13 protein-coding genes and 4 tRNA genes are annotated in these 20345 nt (G+C 56.4%); 15 read left to right on the forward strand and 2 right to left on the reverse strand.

The genetic code is table 11. The features are described 5' to 3' along the window. Window position 1 precedes the first annotated feature (1 nt). The 4 genes from KDX30_RS20460 to thiO are packed head-to-tail and all read left to right on the forward strand — an operon-like array spanning window position 2 to window position 5283. Window positions 2-505, forward strand: coding sequence for a pilus assembly PilX family protein (locus tag KDX30_RS20460; protein WP_231677347.1), 504 nt, complete (start codon window positions 2-4; stop codon window positions 503-505). Then, entirely contained in the window at window positions 492-3722 is a 3231-nt protein-coding gene (locus KDX30_RS20465; RefSeq protein ID WP_231677348.1) for a pilus assembly protein, read from the forward strand. Before KDX30_RS20460 ends, KDX30_RS20465 begins: the two co-directional genes overlap by 14 nt. A gap of 12 nt (window positions 3723-3734) precedes the next feature. Next, entirely contained in the window at window positions 3735-4145 is a 411-nt protein-coding gene (locus tag KDX30_RS20470) for a type IV pilin protein (RefSeq protein ID WP_099271009.1), read from the forward strand. Between the two features lie 28 nt (window positions 4146-4173). Then, window positions 4174-5283 (forward strand): glycine oxidase ThiO, encoded by a 1110-nt coding sequence (gene thiO / locus KDX30_RS20475; RefSeq protein ID WP_231677349.1) that lies wholly within the window; start codon window positions 4174-4176, stop codon window positions 5281-5283. 77 nt (window positions 5284-5360) lie between these two features. Here thiO and KDX30_RS20480 read toward each other — a convergent pair whose 3' ends face one another. Then, window positions 5361-5600 (reverse strand): PP0621 family protein, encoded by a 240-nt coding sequence (locus KDX30_RS20480; protein WP_099271007.1) that lies wholly within the window; start codon window positions 5598-5600, stop codon window positions 5361-5363. A gap of 347 nt (window positions 5601-5947) precedes the next feature. Further along, window positions 5948-6961 carry an outer membrane protein assembly factor BamD gene (locus tag KDX30_RS20485; RefSeq protein ID WP_027899727.1) on the reverse strand — a complete coding sequence of 338 codons (1014 nt, stop codon included), beginning with the start codon at window positions 6959-6961 and terminating at the stop codon, window positions 5948-5950. 148 nt (window positions 6962-7109) lie between these two features. On the opposite strand from KDX30_RS20485, the gene rluD reads away from it, so the two are divergent. The 11 genes from rluD (at window position 7110) to KDX30_RS20540 (ending at window position 19819) form a co-directional block, all read left to right on the forward strand. Next, window positions 7110-8072, forward strand: a complete 963-nt coding sequence (gene rluD, locus KDX30_RS20490; protein ID WP_087272735.1) for a 23S rRNA pseudouridine(1911/1915/1917) synthase RluD — start codon at window positions 7110-7112, stop codon at window positions 8070-8072. Continuing rightward, a complete protein-coding gene (gene pgeF, locus KDX30_RS20495; RefSeq protein ID WP_231677350.1) occupies window positions 8069-8800 on the forward strand; it encodes a peptidoglycan editing factor PgeF in 732 nt (243 codons plus the stop codon). Before rluD ends, pgeF begins: the two co-directional genes overlap by 4 nt. 270 nt (window positions 8801-9070) lie before the next feature. Next, window positions 9071-11635, forward strand: coding sequence for an ATP-dependent chaperone ClpB (gene clpB / locus KDX30_RS20500; protein ID WP_099271005.1), 2565 nt, complete (start codon window positions 9071-9073; stop codon window positions 11633-11635). A 284-nt stretch (window positions 11636-11919) separates the two neighbouring features. Beyond that, window positions 11920-11995 (forward strand) — tRNA-Asn (locus tag KDX30_RS20505). Between the two features lie 21 nt (window positions 11996-12016). Next, window positions 12017-12093, forward strand: a tRNA-Pro gene (locus tag KDX30_RS20510). Between the two features lie 5 nt (window positions 12094-12098). Then, window positions 12099-12174 (forward strand) — tRNA-Lys (locus KDX30_RS20515). 102 nt (window positions 12175-12276) lie between these two features. Then, window positions 12277-12353: transfer RNA gene (locus KDX30_RS20520), tRNA-Pro, on the forward strand. A 1129-nt stretch (window positions 12354-13482) separates the two neighbouring features. Next, window positions 13483-14346 (forward strand): alpha/beta fold hydrolase, encoded by an 864-nt coding sequence (locus KDX30_RS20525; RefSeq protein WP_122397700.1) that lies wholly within the window; start codon window positions 13483-13485, stop codon window positions 14344-14346. Between the two features lie 99 nt (window positions 14347-14445). Continuing rightward, entirely contained in the window at window positions 14446-15684 is a 1239-nt protein-coding gene (locus KDX30_RS20530) for an efflux RND transporter periplasmic adaptor subunit (RefSeq protein WP_231677351.1), read from the forward strand. Next, window positions 15681-16781: an efflux RND transporter periplasmic adaptor subunit gene (locus KDX30_RS20535; RefSeq protein ID WP_231677352.1), complete on the forward strand. Its 1101-nt coding sequence runs from the start codon at window positions 15681-15683 to the stop codon at window positions 16779-16781. The genes KDX30_RS20530 and KDX30_RS20535 overlap by 4 nt, the downstream gene beginning before the upstream one ends. Further along, the gene (locus KDX30_RS20540; protein WP_231677353.1) at window positions 16778-19819 is read left to right on the forward strand and encodes an efflux RND transporter permease subunit; all 3042 of its coding nucleotides are present in this window, start codon (window positions 16778-16780) and stop codon (window positions 19817-19819) included. The genes KDX30_RS20535 and KDX30_RS20540 overlap by 4 nt, the downstream gene beginning before the upstream one ends. Window positions 19820-20345 lie beyond the last annotated feature (526 nt).

Raw genomic sequence — 20345 nt, forward strand, 5'->3', positions numbered from 1 at the left:
CATGAAGAAAAGAATCTTAGCTTCCTCGCCAGGATTGCCCCGACAACAGAAGGGTATGGTGCTGCTGGTCAGCCTGGTCTTTTTGCTGCTACTGACGCTGGTGGGCGTCTCGTCGATGCAGAACGCGACCTTGCAGGAGAAAATGGCAGGTAGCGTGTCATTGCGTAATAGGTCTTTTCAGATTGCGGAAGCGACACTGCGAGTGGGCGAGTCGGCGATTCAGGCCCCCAATTATTCGCTGGCCGCCTGCACCCCTCCGGCCGGTTGTGCGCCTCCAACAGATTCATCGACTGTCACCGCTGCGGGCAATAGCTCTGCGGGTGTTCCGTGGGTCGCGTGGGGAGAAGGTTTTTACGTCATTCAGAACCTTGGCACGACAACCACCCCGGCCAATCGCCCCCCGAGCTGTTCGGCCAGTACTTCCTTCACACTTTATCGCGTGACGGCGAGTGTGCTTATCGGGACGTCGAGAACGGTATTGGAGAGCATTTATGCCTTTTGTTAAGTCGTCGGGCCGTTTGCTGAAGTACCTCTACGGTGCATTACTGGCGTTGTACCTGACAGCCCCTGCTTATGCATTTACTCCCGCGCAAGTGCCGTTGCTCAGCTCTCCGGCTGTACCGCCCAACTTGATGTTGCTGGTGGATAACTCGGGGAGTATGTACAACATTATTTGGGCTTCGGGGTTTGATTCCACGATTGCCCGCACCCCGGTTAGCTATCTTCCTAACTGCCTGAGGGGACTGCTTGTAGTGCCTTGCCTGGACCTGAAGGAAATTTCGGGAAGTCAGGCCATTTCTCTTGCGGAGGTCAGCTCATTTGGAGCTCTGGGCCTTTCGCTTCAATGTCTGCTTGGCGGAATACCTATTTATCGGAACGGCTTTCAGCGTTGTATGAAACTGCCAGATCCTGCGGGTAATGGTGAGACTCGTTACACCGCCAATTACCTGTCCTGGCTGATTGATCAGGTTCCACAAAACTTGCAGGGTTTCAGGGACTACACCACCGGTAACATTCCCACCGACTACCGAATGAATGTTGCGAAGAGTGTTGCGACCAATCTAGTAACCAACAACACCTCGCTACGTATCGGCCTCGCACAGTTCAATGAACCCATCAACGGCGGCGATCGAGGCCCTGGGGGTCGCATTTCCAGAGTGATCACCGATCTCTCACCGGTCACAGCAACGACTTATCAGCCAAATGGTGTCAATCAGGCACAAGCCAATATAAATATCACTAATTTGAAAAATGCTATTACAGCGCTGACGCCTACAGCCAATACGCCACTGGCTGAAACCTACTATGAGATAACCCGCTATTTTCGCGGGATGACGTCCAATTATCCGCGCCCGACGACGACCTACACCAGCCCGATTCAATACCGATGCCAAAAGAACTACGGGGTCGTCATCACCGATGGTTTGCCCACGTTTGACAGAACGTTTCCCGGTGATGATCCGGATGACGTTGCTGATACCTCCCGCTCTCTACCTAACTGGGACAACGTCGCCAACGATGGCACCAACCCGATCACCAGCAACAGTGATGGCGGCGATGATGAGGGTGACACACTTTATCTGGATGACCTGGCCCGGTTTGCTTACGACATTGATATGCGCAAAGCGGCAAATGGAACCGATCTGACGGGCAAAAGCTGGGACACCACGGGTTTCAACGTACAGAACATGAGTACTTACACCATCGGCTTCACGACATCATCGGACCAGATGCTGATTGACGCCGCAGATAACAGCCATGGTCGCGGCAAGTACTACCAGACCGGTGATAGCGCCGGGCTGACCGCTGCATTGAATCTGGCATTGGGTGATATTTATGCCAAGGCCGGATCGGGTGGCGGCGGGGCGACCAACTCGGCCACTTTGAGCAGCGGTACGCGCTTCTACCAGACGATGTACGACCCCAAGGACTGGCACGGCACGCTCAAAGCATTCAATCTCAATGCCACAACCGGTGCGTTGAGCACCGCGTTGTGGAGCACGGACAACCTGATTACCAGCTCGTCTCCCGGCCCGCTTTTCGAATCCTGGAATACTGTGTCGGGCGCCAGGATGGTTCTCGATTACAACAACCTGACCGGCACCCAGAAAACTGCGTTCGACGCCACGCTGACCAACTTACCTGCCGGGGTGACTGGCGCGCAAGTCGTGAACTGGAGCAAAGGCACCGCCAATGCAAGACTGCGTACCCGCACGATTTTGCTGGGCGACATTATCAACTCGCCTTTGATCCCGGCGCTGCCAACCGACAAAACTTCTGCTGATATGGCGGGCAACACGACGTACTCGACTTATTTGACGAGGAAAGCGTCGAGCATGAATTACAACCTGCTGGTTAACGCCAACGACGGGTTCTTCAACGTCATCAACCCCGATAACGGGGCGCGACGCTATGCGTACATGCCTTCTACTTCGTTGGCTTCACTGGCGACCATTGCCTCAACAACCTATGGCTCCGGCACTCATAAATTTACGGTCGACGGCCAGATTGCGGTTTTTGATACTCAGGCAGGAACATCCTGGCGCACCATTGCGTTTGGCGGCACAGGCGCGGGCGGCAAAGTTTTTTTTGCGATCAAACTCTTCGAGAGCGATAACTCGATCCAGGCACTCTGGGAGGTGAAGGCTCCGGATACTTCGACGCCTGCCAATCTCTTCAACAATCTGGGTTACGCCTACTCCAAACCTGACGTTGCACGGATGGCCGATGGTACGAGCATCGTAGTGATGGGCAATGGTTATGGCAGTTTTACCGGCGACGCGTCGTTATTCGTGCTAAATGCCAATACCGGTGCGCTGATCAGGGAGATCCCTATTCCAGCGTCAGCAAAGCTGGCGGACAACGGGCTGTCTTCCGTCAAACTGCGAGTCAATGCGCAAAACGTCGTGCAGGCGGCTTATGCGGGAGATTTGAAAGGGCGCTTGTGGAAGTTCGACATGAGCAGTTCCTCCGCAGCCAACTGGAGCGTGGCCTTCAGCGGCAAGCCACTGTTTACGGCCACCGCACCGGATAACACCCCGCAACCTATTACCGCTCAGCCGTTGCTGCTGGATCATCCTCTCAACGGCAAGATGGTTTATTTCGGCACTGGCAAGTTTAGTGAAATCTCCGACAAGACCACTAACAGCCAGCAAGCGTTTTACGCGATCTGGGATGGGGACGCGGCTACTGGCGGGTACGTCCAGAACAATCTGCAACCGCAAAACATTACCGGCACAATCACGGGAAATGGTGCGACTTACTTCACGACGTCCAATAACGATGTGGACTGGACCCTTAGAAAAGGCTGGTACATGACCTTGTCCACCACGGATCCCTACGTGGGTGAGCGTATCATCTACCCGGCGCAAACCAGCCGTGGCCGGATAATATTCACAACGGCGGCGGTGAACTCCAGCGACCCTTGTGAAAGTACCGGCATCGGGCGTCTGTTCGAGCTGGATGCAGCCAAGGGGGGCATGCTCAATTATCAGGTCCTGGATACCAACGGCGATGGCAGGATCGACTCTGCCGATACAATTGTTGCCGGTATTGGCATTGGTACGGGCATCCCGAACCTGGCTGCAATTGTTTCGGGCACTTCCGGCCGCGATGACACAAAGTACCTGATCGATTCGAGTGGCGGCCAAGCTACCTCGTTGCAGGAAAAAGGCGGCCCTGCCAACATTTATCAACGCATCATGTGGCGGCAGATACAGTAAGGAATACGGTGTATGCGAAGCAGATCAACAGGCTTTACCTTGATCGAACTCATGATTGTCGTAGCGATTGTGGGTATTCTGGCGGCCATCGCGTATCCCAGCTATACGGAATACGTCAGGCGTACCCACAGGGCGGAAATTGCCAGCTTGTTGAATGAGCAGGCTCAGGCGCTGGAGCGATACTATTCGCGTTATGGCGGTGTGTATTCGGATGCTCCGAACAGTCCCGCGCTGACCCTTTCGGCTGGCAACGCTTATTACACGATCGTCCCTGAGCGGGCTGCCCAGACGTTCACCTTGACTGCGAAGCCTAACGCCGGCTCGATGATGAACGGTGACAAATGCGGTAACTTCATCATTACCAATACCGGCGCTATCAGTAACTCAACGGGTCTTGCGAGCAAGGATTGCTGGGGCCGCTGATCCCCCAATTCTTTTGAACGAGAACACGATGTCCAGGCAGCAGGTTGTGATTGTTGGCGGTGGTGTGATCGGTTTGTTGACCGCTTTCAACCTCGCATCCCAAGTTGATCAGGTCATCCTTCTGGACCGTTCCGGTGTCGGGCAAGAAGCGTCGTGGGCGGGCGGTGGCATTGTTTCCCCGCTCTACCCGTGGCGCTATAGCCCCGCAGTCACAGCATTGGCGCACTGGTCGCAGGATTTCTATCCACAACTGGCGGAGCGTCTGTTTGCACAGACCGGGGTCGATCCCGAAGTGCATACCACCGGTTTGTATTGGCTGGATCTGGATGACGAACAGCAAGCTCTGGAGTGGGCAGCCCGAGAGGCGCGACCGCTCAGCGCTGTGGATATCTCGGCGGTTCACGACGCTGTGCCCGTGCTGGGCGAGGGTTATGAGCGTGCGATCTACATGGCCAACGTCGCCAACGTGCGCAATCCACGATTGGTCAAATCCCTGAAAACGGCGTTACTGGCGCTCCCCAATGTCACCGTTCATGAGCAATGTGCAGTCACTGGCTTTGTCCGTCAGGGTGATCGGGTGTTGGGCGTGAGCACGTTCTCCGGGGATATTCTGGGCGATCAGGTGGTTCTTGCAGCAGGTGCCTGGAGCGGAGAGTTGCTCAAGATCCTCGGCCTTGAACTGCCGGTTGAGCCGGTCAAAGGCCAGATGATTCTGTACAAGTGCGCGTCGGATTTTCTAACGAGTATGGTGCTGGCCAAAGGGCGATATGCGATCCCTCGCCGCGACGGACATATTCTGGTGGGGAGTACCCTGGAGCTCGAGGGCTTCGACAAAACCCCGACCGATGTGGCGTTGGAAAGCCTCAAGGCCTCTGCGGTGGAGCTGCTTCCCGCGTTGGCTGACGCTCAGGTGGTCGGTCACTGGGCTGGCCTGCGTCCAGGCTCGCCTGAGGGCATTCCCTATATTGGTCCCGTGCAGGGTTTTGAAGGCCTGTGGCTCAACTGTGGCCATTATCGTAACGGCCTTGTGTTGGCGCCCGCGTCCTGCCAGTTGCTGGCGGATCTGCTGGTTGGGCGTAAGCCGGTGATTGATGCGGCACCCTATGCGCCTGGCGGTAGGGTGGCAGGGCTGCTGTAGGAGTGAACGTGTTCGCGAAACAGTGTGTCAGGCAAAAGGCCTCGTGAACACGATCACTCCTTCAGAACCGACGCAGCTCAGCGATCGCGAGTCGCCGGCCCTTCCAGGCGATGTGCCTCGCTGCAATACCATTGCTGGCCCTGATTGATGGCGCGGTCCTGAGGCAAATGCACACCGCATTGAGCGCAACGCACCATGGGTGCTGCCACACTTTCAGGGGGCGGAGCTTTGCGACGTGGGGCAGGCGGGTTGAGTAGACGCTTGACGAACCACACAACCGCCGCGATCAGCGCGACCCACATAATTAAGCGAATCATGATTTCCAGCTTAGTGATTGGAGATTCGGCAGTGTAGCGAAGCAGAGGCTATTGGAATAGCTTCAGCCCGCAGGACTGGCTTTAGCCGGGAAGTCGTCTCTCCTGCAAGTTGGTCATTGTCCATCAGACTGTAATCCTTCAATGGGAATGCATTTTCTGTAGGAGCTGCCGAAGGCTGCGAAGCGTTTCTCCGGACACACCGCCATCGCAGCCTTCGGCAGCTCCAGGTCACATGTTTGCTGCGCGACAGCGTAGTGTCAGGGACACCGGGGTGAACTCCTACAGAACACTCAACATCGGGGCACAAAAAAAGAGGCCCGCAGGCCTCTTTCTTGTTAACGCTGATATCAGTCAAACATACCAAACGTCATGTAGCTGAACCACGAGCGGTCTTTTTCGCCTTTCGCTTCGCGTTCCTGCTCGTCGAGCTCTTCCTGATTCTCCGGAAGCAGCTCACGCGGGATGGCTTGCTTGGCGTCTTCGTACTGCTTGATCACGTCCTGGTTGGCGCGGGTTTCACCCGGCGGCAGCGGCGGATTGCTTTCGATCAGGCCCAAAGTCGCCTTGGACAGCCACGAGCGGTTGTCCGCTTCGGCTTCACGCGGCACGAACTGACCGTCAACCAGTTGTGGATGGTTCGGGTAGTTGGCCTTGAGCACTTCCAGGCTGGTGGCCGCCAGATCGTCCAGATGCAGACGCTGATAGGACTCGACCATCACCGCCAGGCCATCACCCACGGATGGGGTTTCCTGGAAGTTTTCGATCACGTAACGGCCACGGTTGGCGGCAGCGACATAAGCCTGACGAGTCAGGTAGTAGTCGGCAACGTGGATTTCGTAGGAGGCCAGCAGGTTGCGCAGATAAATCATGCGCTGCTTGGCATCCGGCGAATAGCGGCTGTTCGGGTAGCGACTGGTCAGTTGCGCGAACTCGTTGAACGAGTCACGCGCGGCACCCGGGTCACGTTTGGTCTGGTCCAGCGGCAGGAAGCGCGCCAGCAGGCCAACGTCCTGGTCGAACGAAGTCAGGCCTTTCATGTAATAGGCGTAGTCGACGTTCGGGTGCTGCGGGTGCAGGCGGATAAAGCGTTCGGCAGCGGATTTCGCAGCTTCCGGCTCACCGTTCTTGTAGTTCGCGTAAATCAGTTCGAGCTGTGCCTGATCAGCATAGCGACCGAATGGATAACGCGACTCCAGCGCCTTGAGCTTTTCTGTGGCAGTCGAATAGCTGTTGTTACCCAGGTCGGCCTGCGCCTGCTGGTACAGCTCGACTTCGCTCAGGTTTTCGTCAATCACTTCCTTCGACGAGCAGGCAGCGGTGAGTGCGAGGATGGCTATCAGCAGCAGGTGTTTCACTTGCATGGCGGCTTGCGTCCCTATAACGGTCGCTGTCTTGGGCGTGACCGTCCTGTTATGATGAGCACCCCGCGGAACCCCCGGGGCAAAAGACGCCGTATTTAACCACAAGCGCGCTGCCGAAACCAAAGGCTAGCCGCCACCTAGTCTGGCCATGTCCGAAAATATAGAACTTCGCGCAGAGGTGCCGTCCGAATTGGGCGGTCAACGCCTCGATCAAGTCGCTGCACAATTATTCGCTGAGCACTCTCGCTCGCGCCTTTCTGCCTGGATCAAGGACGGCCGTCTGACGGTTGACGGAGGCGTCTTGCGCCCCCGTGACATCGTACACGGTGGTGCTGTCCTGCAATTGATTGCAGAGCAGGAGGCCCAGGGAGAATGGCTCGCTCAGGACATCGAACTCGATATCGTCTATGAAGACGATCAGATCCTGGTCATCAATAAACCTGCCGGTCTGGTGGTGCATCCCGCTGCCGGTCACGCCGACGGCACGCTGCTCAATGCCTTGCTGCACCACGTGCCGGACATTATCAACGTGCCGCGCGCCGGTATCGTGCACCGTCTCGACAAGGACACCACCGGTCTGATGGTGGTCGCCAAGACGATTCAGGCACAGACCCAGCTCGTCACTCAGTTGCAAAGCCGTACCGTGAGCCGCATCTATGAATGCATCGTGATCGGTGTTGTCACTGCCGGTGGCAAGATCGACGCGCCGATTGGCCGTCACGGTCAGCAACGCCAGCGCATGGCGGTGATGGAAGGCGGCAAGCAGGCGGTGAGTCACTATCGCGTGCTTGAGCGTTTCCGGTCCCACACCCATGTGCGGGTCAAGCTGGAAACCGGCCGTACCCACCAGATTCGTGTGCACATGGCGCATATCAACTATCCGTTGGTGGGTGATCAGGCTTACGGCGGTCGTTTCCGCATTCCGCCAGCCGCCAGTGTGACCATGGTCGACTCGTTGAAAACCTTCCCGCGTCAGGCGCTTCATGCTCGCTTCCTGGAGCTGGATCATCCGACCACCGGTAAGCGCATGAGCTGGGAATCGCCGCTGCCTGACGATTTCGTCTGGCTGCTGTCGCTGCTCAAGCAGGATCGCGAGGCGTTCATCGGGTGAGTGACTGGCTGATTCCCGACTGGCCCGCGCCTGCGGGAATCAAGTCCTGCGTCACAACCCGTAACGGCGGCGTCAGTCTGGCGCCGTTCGACAGTTTCAATCTGGGTGATCATGTTGATGATGATCCGCAAGCCGTTGCTGCCAATCGCCTGCGTCTGACCTCGGAGCTGAAGATTCAGGCTGCCTGGCTCAAGCAAGTGCATGGCGTGGTGGTTGCTGAGGCCGACCCGACTCAAGTTGTCGAGGCTGACGCCAGCTGGACTGCAACCCCGGGCATTGCCTGCACCATCATGACCGCCGATTGCCTGCCTGCTCTTTTCTGTGATCGGGCCGGTACTCGTGTGGCGGCTGCTCACGCTGGTTGGCGTGGTCTGGCGGCCGGTGTGCTGGAGGCGGCGGCCGACAGTCTGCAAGTGGCCCCTGAGGACATCATGGTCTGGCTTGGCCCTGCCATTGGCCAACCGTCCTTTGAAGTGGGTGGGGAAGTTCGTGAGGCTTTTATAAGCACGCATCCGCAAACTGACGCCGCATTTATACCCAGCAAAAATCCTGGCCGGTTCATGGCCGACATCTATGCCCTTGCTCGCCTGCGACTGGCGGCCCACGGGATCACCGCTGTTTATGGCGGTGGCTTCGATACCTTTACTGATCCTCGCTTCTATTCCTACCGCCAGAGCGCCCGAAACGGCCGCTTTGCTTCGCTGATCTGGATAGATCCAGTCAGGTAGGAGCGAACTTGTTCGCGAAAAAGGGTGCAGGCGATAGATAAACATCGCATGCCGCCCAATCTCGCGAACAAGTTCGCTCCTACCATCACTGTTACCCGTGCGGGATCTCATTCGTGGGGCTATCGTTCAGACGTCTCACTGGATTGCTGATCTGCGTCAATCAATTTCAGCTTGAATCTCACGCAATTGCCCGCATGTAGTGGGCATCCAGCAGGTTTTTTTCATAGGTGTGTTTATTTGCTCCGGCCTGCTTATATAGGAAGGTGACTAATGCGTATCGATAGATTGACCAGCAAATTACAGTTAGCGTTATCCGATTCCCAATCCCTGGCGGTAGGCCTTGACCATCCGGCCATCGAGTCTGCGCACTTGATGCAGGCGTTGCTTGATCAACAAGGCGGCACTATCAAGCCACTGCTGCTGCAAGTGGGCTTCGACATCAACAGTCTGCGCAAAGAATTGAGCAAAGAGCTCGACCAACTGCCGAAAATCCAGAACCCGACGGGCGACGTGAACATGTCCCAGGATCTGGCGCGTCTGCTTAATCAGGCAGATCGTCTGGCGCAGCAGAAGGGCGACCAGTTCATCTCCAGCGAGCTGGTCTTGCTGGCGGCCATGGACGAAAACAGCAAGCTGGGCAAGTTGCTGCTTGGCCAAGGTGTCAGCAAGAAGGCGCTGGAAAATGCCATCAGCAACCTGCGCGGCGGCTCGGCGGTCAACGACCCTAATGTCGAGGAGTCGCGCCAGGCTCTGGATAAGTACACCGTCGACCTCACCAAGCGCGCCGAAGAAGGCAAGCTCGACCCGGTGATCGGCCGTGACGACGAAATCCGTCGGACGATTCAGGTGCTGCAACGCCGTACCAAGAACAACCCGGTGCTGATCGGCGAACCTGGCGTGGGTAAAACTGCCATCGCTGAAGGTCTCGCTCAGCGCATCATTAATGGTGAAGTGCCGGATGGCCTTAAAGGCAAGCGCTTGCTGTCTCTGGACATGGGCGCACTGATCGCCGGTGCCAAGTTTCGGGGTGAGTTCGAGGAGCGCCTGAAGTCACTGCTCAATGAGCTTTCCAAACAGGACGGCCAGATCATCCTGTTCATCGACGAACTGCACACCATGGTCGGCGCCGGTAAAGGCGAAGGCTCCATGGATGCAGGCAACATGCTCAAGCCTGCGTTGGCGCGTGGTGAGCTGCATTGTGTCGGTGCTACCACGCTCAACGAGTACCGCCAATATATAGAGAAGGACGCGGCCCTTGAGCGGCGCTTCCAGAAAGTGCTGGTGGATGAGCCGAGTGAAGAAGACACCATCGCGATCCTGCGTGGCTTGAAGGAGCGCTATGAGGTTCACCACAAAGTCGCGATCACTGACGGCGCGATCATTGCGGCCGCAAAGCTGAGCCATCGTTACATCACCGATCGGCAGTTGCCGGACAAGGCCATTGACCTGATCGACGAAGCGGCCAGCCGTATTCGTATGGAAATCGACTCCAAGCCGGAAGTGCTCGACCGTCTTGAACGCCGACTTATCCAGCTGAAGGTTGAATCCCAGGCATTAAAGAAAGAAGACGACGAAGCCGCGATCAAGCGTCTGGAAAAACTTCAGGAAGAAATCGTTCGTCTGGATCGTGAATATGCTGACCTGGAAGAAATATGGACCTCGGAAAAAGCCGAGGTCACCGGTTCTGCGCAGATTCAGCAGAAGATCGAACAATCGCGCCAAGAGCTTGAAGCCGCCCGTCGGCGTGGCGATCTGAATCGTATGGCTGAATTGCAGTACGGGATCATTCCGGACCTGGAACGCAGCCTGCAAATGGTCGACCAGCATGGCAAGCCTGAGAATCAGTTGCTGCGCAGTAAAGTGACTGAAGAGGAGATCGCCGAAGTCGTCTCCAAGTGGACCGGGATCCCTGTGTCGAAGATGCTCGAAGGTGAGCGCGACAAGCTTCTGCGTATGGAGAGCTTGCTGCACCAGCGCGTGATTGGTCAGAACGAAGCGGTGGTTGCGGTTTCCAACGCGGTACGTCGCTCTCGTGCCGGTTTGTCTGATCCGAATCGCCCAAGTGGTTCGTTCATGTTCCTCGGCCCAACCGGTGTCGGTAAGACCGAGCTGTGCAAGGCGCTGGCGGAGTTCCTGTTCGACACTGAAGAAGCGATGGTGCGTATCGATATGTCCGAGTTCATGGAGAAACATTCCGTGGCTCGACTGATCGGTGCACCACCAGGCTATGTAGGTTATGAAGAAGGCGGTTATCTCACCGAGGCGGTGCGTCGCAAGCCTTACTCCGTGATCTTGCTGGACGAAGTGGAGAAGGCGCATCCGGATGTGTTCAACATCTTGCTGCAGGTGCTGGAAGACGGTCGCCTGACTGACAGCCATGGTCGTACAGTGGATTTCCGCAATACCGTGATCGTCATGACCTCCAACCTGGGCTCGGCGCAGATCATCGAGCTTTCCGGGGATCGCGAAGCACAGCGCGCGGCGGTGATGGATGCGGTAAGCAATCACTTCCGGCCGGAGTTCCTGAACCGTATCGACGAAGTGGTGATCTTCGAACCTCTGGCCCGCGACCAGATTGCCGGCATTACGGATATTCAGCTGGCTCGCCTGCGCAGCCGTCTGACCGAACGCGAACTGAAACTGGAGCTGAGCCCCGAGGCGATGGATAAACTCATCGCGGTGGGTTACGACCCGGTTTACGGCGCTCGTCCGCTCAAGCGTGCTATCCAGCGCTGGATCGAGAACCCACTGGCGCAGTTGATTCTGTCGGGTGGTTTCATGCCCGGCTCCAGCGTCACCGGCACAGTGGTCGACGACGAAATCGTCTTCAACTGATGGGGTTTGCAGTTCAGGCTCGCCAGCGATGGGTTATTGCAGGTGAGCCTGGCGCTGCTGATTGATGAATTTGCGAGGGCCGAAAGGCCATCTGAAAAAAAATCGCAAATCATTGTCTTAAAAGCAATTTAAGGGGTTGACACCTCTTTTTAAAATTGTAGAATAGCGCGCCTCAGAGACGTGAACGCAGCGATGCAAACACATCGAAGAGGCTGAATTAACAAGTTAACAGCGCGTTAGTTCAGAGCAGTAAGTTGTAAAAGTTGCATCTGAAATCGATACGTTCCGCGATAGCTCAGTTGGTAGAGCAAGTGACTGTTAATCACTGGGTCCCTGGTTCGAGTCCAGGTCGTGGAGCCAGATTTCAATGTGTAGCTGTATCGGGGTATAGCGCAGTCCGGTAGCGCGCCTGCTTTGGGAGCAGGATGTCAGGAGTTCGAATCCCCTTACCCCGACCATTTTTGGGTCGTTAGCTCAGTTGGTAGAGCAGTTGGCTTTTAACCAATTGGTCGTAGGTTCGAATCCCACACGACCCACCATTTTTGGCCTCAGCAGCAATGCCGGGGCCGAATCTTATAGATCTGATGCCAATCGCATCAGATCGCAGACGGCTAGTTGAGGCGTCTTTAAAAAGTTTCACCCGGGGTATAGCGCAGTCCGGTAGCGCGCCTGCTTTGGGAGCAGGATGTCAGGAGTTCGAATCCCCTTACCCCGACCATCTTCACAAAAAAGCCTGATTTAAGCCTTGTGCTCAGATCGGGCTTTTTTGCGTCTGCGTTTTGGTGAGGGATAAAGTTGGATGAAAGTGTCCTTATCGCCGCCACTACGGGCTCGTGCAGATTCTGCGGGAGATTCTATGGTTGTCTTCAAGCTTGATCTTGTAGGACTGGCCGGGCGGCGTTCCGTTTTAGCCGGGAGAGCGGTATTTCTGAGGAAGAAAATTTAGCGAATGTACCGACGCCCTCCCGGCTAAAGCCAGTCCTACGGGATTGTGGAACCTGTGGGAGCTAATTCATTCGCGAAGAGGGCATTATTGAAAAGTATCAAGGGCTGACACGCCGCTCTGGCGAATGATTCCCATGAGATCCATTCAATTGGCTCACAGTGAACCTCTGGTACCGAATTTATTCGGAAAGGCGGCGCACAAGGCGATACATAGGCTGCGGATGCACCGGCCTCTTCGCGAATGAATTCGCTCCCACGGGATTTAAGCTTGCAGATAAATATGGGGCTTCTCCGGGCTCAGTGGCGGGAATCCTCCACGCCGCGACGTTCATCTTCCTCAATGCAATGTGCCTCATTCGAGGTTGAATTCCTTATCCGCGAGATGTCGACTTGCGTCGCTGGACATCGCCAGCACCGCGTGAAAACCCTTTTCCAAAAACGCGTCAAATTAATTGCGGCCTTCGAAGTCGGTGAGCATCAACGCGTCTAAATCAACGTTTCGGGCTGAAAGTCACAAGAAAAATCGAAAAGTTCCGCCTGAAGTTGTAACTACATGTTTCAAGAAATTGCCGCTTTTGTCACATATCGGCCTCCACGAGCCATCAGAAAAATTGAAAGACATCCAGTCTCTATTGCTCTTGAAGGCCCGTGAACAATAGTTGGATCCAATGTCTGAACTCTCGTTTCCCTTCGAAAATAGCGCTTAGCCATTTTTATGACGCCAACAGGGTGTCGTTTTTTGCTCTCTTATTCGTTAACAATAGCGTTAATCGATTCAGCTTATCGATGCACCTAAAAACAAGAACTCAACGGATTTTGCCTGTAACCGGGTGAGGCTTTGGCATGGCAGCCGAAGCAGAGAACTTAAAAACTATTGGAATTACGAAAGCTAGGAGGCTGTCATGGGTGCGCAAACAAAGATTCTCGATATCGAAGAGTTCAAAATCTATACCGAAACTTACTGGAAAAGTGATAGCGCCAAGACGGTTCTGCTCGTCAATGGCGCGCTGTCGACCACCGGCTCGTTTGGTCAGACGGTGAAGTACCTGGCCCCACACTTCAATCTGGTGCTGTTCGATCTTCCGTTCTCCGGCCAGTCCAAAGCTCACAATCCTGGCGATACGATTGTGACCAAGGAAGACGAAGTCAGAATTCTTCTGAATATTATTAATCTCTACAAAATCAATTACTTGCTTTCAGTATCCTGGGGTGGCGTTTCCGCGTTGCTGGCGCTTTCCGAGTCGCCCGCGTCAGTTGAGAAAGCGATCATCAGCTCGTTCTCGCCAGTGCTCAATGAGCCGATGCTGGACTACATCGACAAGGCACAGCTCTACCTTGCCGCACGTGAAAAACGAAAAATCGGTTCGTTGCTTAACGACACCGTGGGCAAGTACCTGCCGCGACTTTTCAAACTGTATAACTACAAACACCTGATCAGCCTTGCTGAACATGAATACGGCCAGATCGACTTTCACATCAGCCAGATTCGTAAACTCAGTGCCAGTAATTACGTTGAGCGTTTCTCTTCTATCAAGATCCCAGTGTTGTTCGTCAATGGCGAGAAAGATGAATACACCACCGTTGAAGATGCCCGCAGTTTCTCCACGTACATAGCGCAAAGCAGCTTCAATGTTGTGCCCGATACCGGCCACTTTCTCGACCTTGAGAGCAAGGCCGCCTGGTTGAACTCGCAGAAAACCGTCCTGAGTTTTCTCGGTGCACAGAAAGAAATCAGTCATGCCTGGCCTGAAGCCGCGATTGCCTGAGGCGCAGAACGGCCTTCTGGCTGTTTGGTAGCGGGTCTTCGTTCTGACACCCGGTCTTCGGGTGTGGCGATACTTCACTGGGCTGTGGCTTTGTCGTTGATGAATATTTCTTGTGCTGTGCAATTGTGCGGGTGTTGTGGTGTGGCCGGAAATTCCCGGTTTTTGAATCCTGGAAGGGTTGTTCGCCAGCCTTGGCTGGCGCTGGGACTCAACGTTTTGCTGTTGTTTTCCCTCAGTGGCTGTTCTGACGATAAGCCTGTGTCGAAAACACTGGTCCGTGTGGCGGTTCAGGAAGTGGTTGCTTCCGACGTCCTGACCAGCGTCGAGCTGACAGGCGATATCCAGGCGCGCAAGGTCACGGAGCAGGCTTTTCGGGTGTCCGGCAAGCTGGTACAGCGCTTTGTCGATGTGGGCGATCGTGTGCGAGCGGGGCAGAGGTTGGCAAAGCTTGACCCGCGGGAGCAAAACACTGAACTGGCGTCGGCCGATGCAGAAGTTGCCGCCAGAGAATCGCGACTGCGTTTGGCGCAAACCAATTACCAGCGTCAGCAAACGTTGCTGCCCAAGGGCTATACCAATCTCAGCGAGTATCAAAAAGCGCAGTCTGCGCTGGAGAGTGCGCGGGGCGATCTTGCCGCGCTGAAAGCGCAGCAGGCCAATGCGCGCGACCAATTGAGCTACACCGAACTGGTTGCGGTGGCCGACGGCATCATCACGGCACGTCATGCCGAAGAAGGTCAGGTGGTGCAGGCCGCCACACCTGTTTTCAGTCTTGCCCATGATGGCGAGCGAGAGGCGGTATTCGCGGCCTACGAATCGTTGCTGGAATCTGACCAGCCAGGTCGCCGCGTACGTGTTCGCGGGCTGGGCAATCCGGCCCTGACGCTGTCCGGCAGGATCCGTGAGATCACTCCGATTGTCTCCTCTGCCAGCGGCACCCTTCGGGTACGAGTCGCGCTGCAAGACGCTCCCGCCAATCTTGCCCTGGGCACCGTGGTCAGCGCGAAGCTGGATTCTCAGGCCCGCAAGGCTTTCACTCTGCCATGGTCGGCTCTGAGTCGCAGTCACGGCAAACCTGCAGTCTGGCGCGTAGACGAGCAGAGCCGTGTGCGTCTGGTTGAGGTGCAGGTGTTGCGTTATGAGCAGGGTCACGTAGTCATCGCATCCGGATTAGCAGAGGGTGACTGGGTGGTATCCCGCGGCCTGCAGTTTTTGTATCCGGGGCAGAGAGTCGATGTCGCTGCGCGCGAGGGCCATGACAAGAATGACGACAAGAACGATGACAAGAACGATGACAACAGCAACGTCATCGCTTTGGCAGCGGAGACGAGTCGATGAAGGTCACCGCCATTCGCATCCTTTTGATCTGCAAAGTCTGGTTGTTCTGCATCATTTTCATGATGGTCGCAGGCTGCCGTGACAAGCCTGTGCGCGAGGTTGTCGAGCGGCCTGTGTTGTTTATCGAAATGGTCGACGCGCAGCAGCATGTTCACGGCCGCTTTGCGGGCAGCATTCAGCCGCGCTACGAAGTTGAACTGGGTTTTCGAGTGGCAGGCCGCATTGCAACGCGTCAGGTCGAGATCGGTGACAGGGTTCGTCGGGGTGATCTTCTCGCCACCCTTGAGCCCAGCGGTCAGCAAAACCAACTGCGTGCCCGGCAGGCAGAACTGAACAAGGCCCAAGCGACCTGGCAGCAATTGAGCGCAGAGCGGCAGCGCTATCAGCAACTGATCGCGCGGGGCGTGGGGGCTCAGGCGCGACTGGATCAGATGAGCGGTGATTTGCAAACCCAGGACGCCATTCTCAGTCAGGCCCGCAATGCGTTGCAGCAAGCTACTGATCATCTGTCCTACACCCGTTTGCTGGCTGAGTTCGATGGCGTGGTCACTGATTGGCATGGCGAGGTCGGTCAGGTGGTTGCGACCGGTCATCCGGTCGTCAGCCTCGCCCGACCTGAAAGCCGCGAAGCCGTGGTTGATCTGCCGCTGGATCTGGTTGCCACTCTGAATCAGAGCATTCGGATTCAAGTGATTTCCCAGCTCAATCCGCAGGCTTTTGTCGCCGCCCGTGTGCGTCAGTTGTCGCCACAGATTGATCCGACGACACGCACCCAGCGTGTACGGCTGACGCTGGATTCCGTACTTGACAGTTTTCGGCTGGGTTCAACGGTGAGCATTGAGATCAGCAGTGTCGCCGATTCGTTTCGCGAACTGCCGGGCAGCGCTGTGCTGGAGCGCGAGGGCCAGGCGCGGGTGTGGGTCATTGATCCGCAGTCTGCGACCGTGAGCTCCCGCGATGTAACCATTTTGGCCCGACACGGCGCGTCGGTGCGTGTGCAGGGTGAGCTGCGTGACGGTGACAAGGTGGTCATCGCCGGAGTCAACGGTCTGAGAGCAGGACAGAGAGTTCGTATGGATCGCGAGGTCAGTTTGTGAGGGAGCGTTTTAACCTGTCTGCCTGGGGGCTTCGGCACCGCACACTGGTCTGGTACATGATGTTCGTTTCGCTGCTGATGGGAAGCTGGTCGTTCATGAATCTTGGACGTGAGGAGGATCCCTCGTTTGCCATCAAGACCATGGTCATTCAAGCTCGTTGGCCCGGTGCGACACTGCAGGAGACCTTGCAGCAGGTCACTGACCGCATGGAAAAGAAGCTCGAGGAAATCGATGCGCTGGACTATGTGAAGAGCTACACCCTGGCCGGTGAGTCGACGCTGTTTGTCTTCCTCAAGAGCGACACCCACAGCGCTGACATTCCCGCCGCCTGGTATCAGGTGCGCAAGAAGATCATGGACATTCGGGGTGAACTGCCCGAAGGCATTCAAGGGCCTGCGTTCAACGACGAGTTCGGTGATGTCTTCGGCAGCATCTATGCGTTTACCGCCGACGGGCTTTCTTTTCGTCAGTTGCGCGACTATGTCGAGCAAGTCAGGGCGGACATCCGAAGTGTGCAGGACCTGGGCAAGATCGAGTTGCTGGGCGCGCAACGTGAAGTGATCTACCTGAACTTCTCCATGCGCAAGCTGGCGGCGCTGGGGATTGATCAGCGGCAGGTCATCGCCAGTCTGCAAGCGCAGAACGCAGTAACGCCGGCCGGTGTCATCGAGTCCGGTCCGGAAAGGATTGCAGTGCGCACCAGCGGCCAGTTCACGGATGAAAGTGACCTGCAAGCCGTCAACCTGCGCTTCGGTGACCGCTTCTTTCGCCTGAGTGATCTGGCGACGGTGGAGCGCCGTTATGCCGATCCACCAAGCTCGATGTTTCGCTTCAACGGCCAGCCAGCGATTGGTCTGGCCGTGGCCATGAAGCAGGGCGGCAATATTCAGGATTTCGGCATGCGCTTGCAGCAGCGTATGGATGCGCTGGCCAGCGAGCTGCCGTTGGGTATCGATGTGCATCTGGTGTCGAGTCAGGCCGAGGTGGTGGACAAGGCTATCGGCGGCTTCACGCGTGCGTTGTTCGAGGCGATTCTGATTGTGCTGGTGGTGAGTTTCCTTAGCCTGGGCATTCGTGCTGGACTCGTCGTGGCGTGTTCAATCCCGCTGGTGTTGGCGCTGGTTTTTGTCTTCATGGAGTACAGCGGCATCACCATGCAGCGTATTTCTTTAGGGGCACTGATCATCGCGCTGGGGCTGTTGGTGGACGACGCGATGATCACCGTGGAAATGATGGTGACCCGGCTTGAAGGCGGCGACTCATTGCAGCAGGCGGCCACGTTTGCCTACACCTCCACGGCATTCCCGATGCTGACAGGCACGTTGGTGACGGTCGCCGGTTTCGTGCCGATTGGCCTGAACTCCAGCTCGGCGGGTGAGTACGTCTTCACCATGTTTGCAGTGATCGCAGTGGCGTTGCTGCTTTCATGGCTGGTGGCGGTGTTGTTTGCGCCGCTGATTGGCGTGCACATCCTCAAAGTACCCAAAGCTCATCAGCATGCGGGCGGCGTCTGGATGTCGGGATTCAGGCGGGCGTTGTCAGGAGCACTCAAGCATCGCTGGTGGGTAATCGGCTTTACCGTGCTGGTGTTCGTCGGGTCGCTGTTCGCGGGCAAGTTACTGCAAAACCAGTTTTTCCCGGATTCGGATCGTCCGGAAATTCTCGTCGATATCTACATGCCGCAGAATGGCTCCATCGACGGTACGCGTCAGGTCATGGACCGCCTCGAAGCCACGCTCAAGAACGATCCGGACGTGTTGCACTGGAGTTCTTACGTCGGCAAAGGCGCGGTGCGTTTTTACTTGCCGCTGGATCAGCAGTTGAGCAATCCGTTTTATGGCCAACTGGTTATCGTCAGCCGTGGCGGGGAAGGGCGAGATCAGTTGATCGAGCGTTTGCGTCAGCGTTTTCGCGATGACTTCGTGGGCGTTGGCGGCTATGTGCAGCCGCTGAATATGGGGCCTCCGGTGGGGTGGCCTGTGCAATATCGGGTCAGCGGTCCTGACATCGAGCAAGTTCGCAGCCAGGCCATGGCACTGGCGGCCATCCTGGATGCCAACGCTAATATCGGGCAGGTCATCTACGACTGGAACGAGCCAGGCAAAGTACTGAAAATTGATATCGCTCAAGACAAGGTGCGCCAGTTCGGCCTGTCTTCCGAAGACGTGGCGCAGATTCTCAACAGCCTGGTGTCCGGCACCAGCATCACCAAGGTTCGCGATGATACCTATCTGGTCGATCTGGTCGGGCGTGCCGAAGCCAGTGAGCGGACCTCGCTGCAAACCTTGAGCAACCTGCAGATTCCGGTGCCCGGCGGGACCAGTGTGCCATTGATGGCCTTCGCCAGTTTGAGTTACGAGCAGGAGCAACCGCTGGTCTGGCGTCGCGACCGGCTGCCGACCATTACCCTGAAAGCCAACGTACTTGGCCATCTGCAACCGGCGGCGCTGGTGCGTGAGTTGCGTCCGCAGGTCGAGGCGTTCAGTGCGGCTTTGCCCGTGCGCTATTCGGTGGCTACCGGTGGAGCGGTCGAAGCCAGCGCTCGTTCTCAGGGGCCGATTCTTAAAGTCGTGCCGCTGATGCTGCTGTTGGTCGCGACCTTTCTGATGATTCAGTTGCAGAGCGTGAAGAAACTGATGCTGGTGGTCAGCGTGGTGCCGCTAGGGTTTATCGGAGTCGTTGCAGCGCTGTTGTTGACGGGGTACCCGCTGGGTTTCGTGGCGATCCTCGGGGTGCTGGCGCTGATCGGGATCATCATCCGTAACTCGGTGATTCTGGTCACGCAGATCGACGAGTTCATGGCGGCTGGAGAAGAGGCGTGGACCGCTGTGGTCAAGGCCACCGAGCATCGCTGTCGCCCGATCCTGCTGACGGCGGCGGCGGCAAGTCTGGGCATGATCCCGATAGCGCGAGAGGTATTCTGGGGGCCGATGGCCTACGCCATGATCGGCGGCATTGCGATTGCTACCGTCCTGACACTGTTTTTTCTGCCCGCGCTGTATATGGTTTGTTACGGCATCAAACCGCCCAGGGCATAGGCGATTCTTGCGGTCGCACGCAGTTGAATCTGAGCCGGGCGCAAACCCCGTAGGAGCGGGTTCATTCGCGAAAATCCGGTACATTCGATGTATCTGTGCCCATCAGGAATGCCGCCTTCCCGAATGAATTCGGTCCCACGGGATCGCGGTGAACCTGAAGTAAATGCAAACCCTGTGGGAGCGAATTCATTCGCGAAAATCCGGTACATTCGATGCATCTGTGTCCATCAGAAATGCCGCCTTCCCGAATGAATTTGGTCCCACAGGATCGCGGTGAGCCTGAGGTAAATGCAAACCCTGTGGGAGCGAATTCATTCGCGAAAGTCCGGTACATTCGATGTATCTGTGTCCATCAGAAATGCCGCCTTCCCGAATGAATTCGGTCCCACAGGATCGCGGTGAACCTAAAGTAAATGCAAACCCTGTAGGAGCGAATTCATTCGCGAAAGTCCGGTACATTCGATGTATCTGTGTCCATCAGAAATGCCGCCTTCCCGAATGAATTCGGTCCCACAGGATCGCGGTG

The organism is Pseudomonas quasicaspiana (assembly GCF_021147825.1).
Taxonomy (GTDB): Bacteria; Pseudomonadota; Gammaproteobacteria; order Pseudomonadales; family Pseudomonadaceae; genus Aquipseudomonas; species Aquipseudomonas quasicaspiana.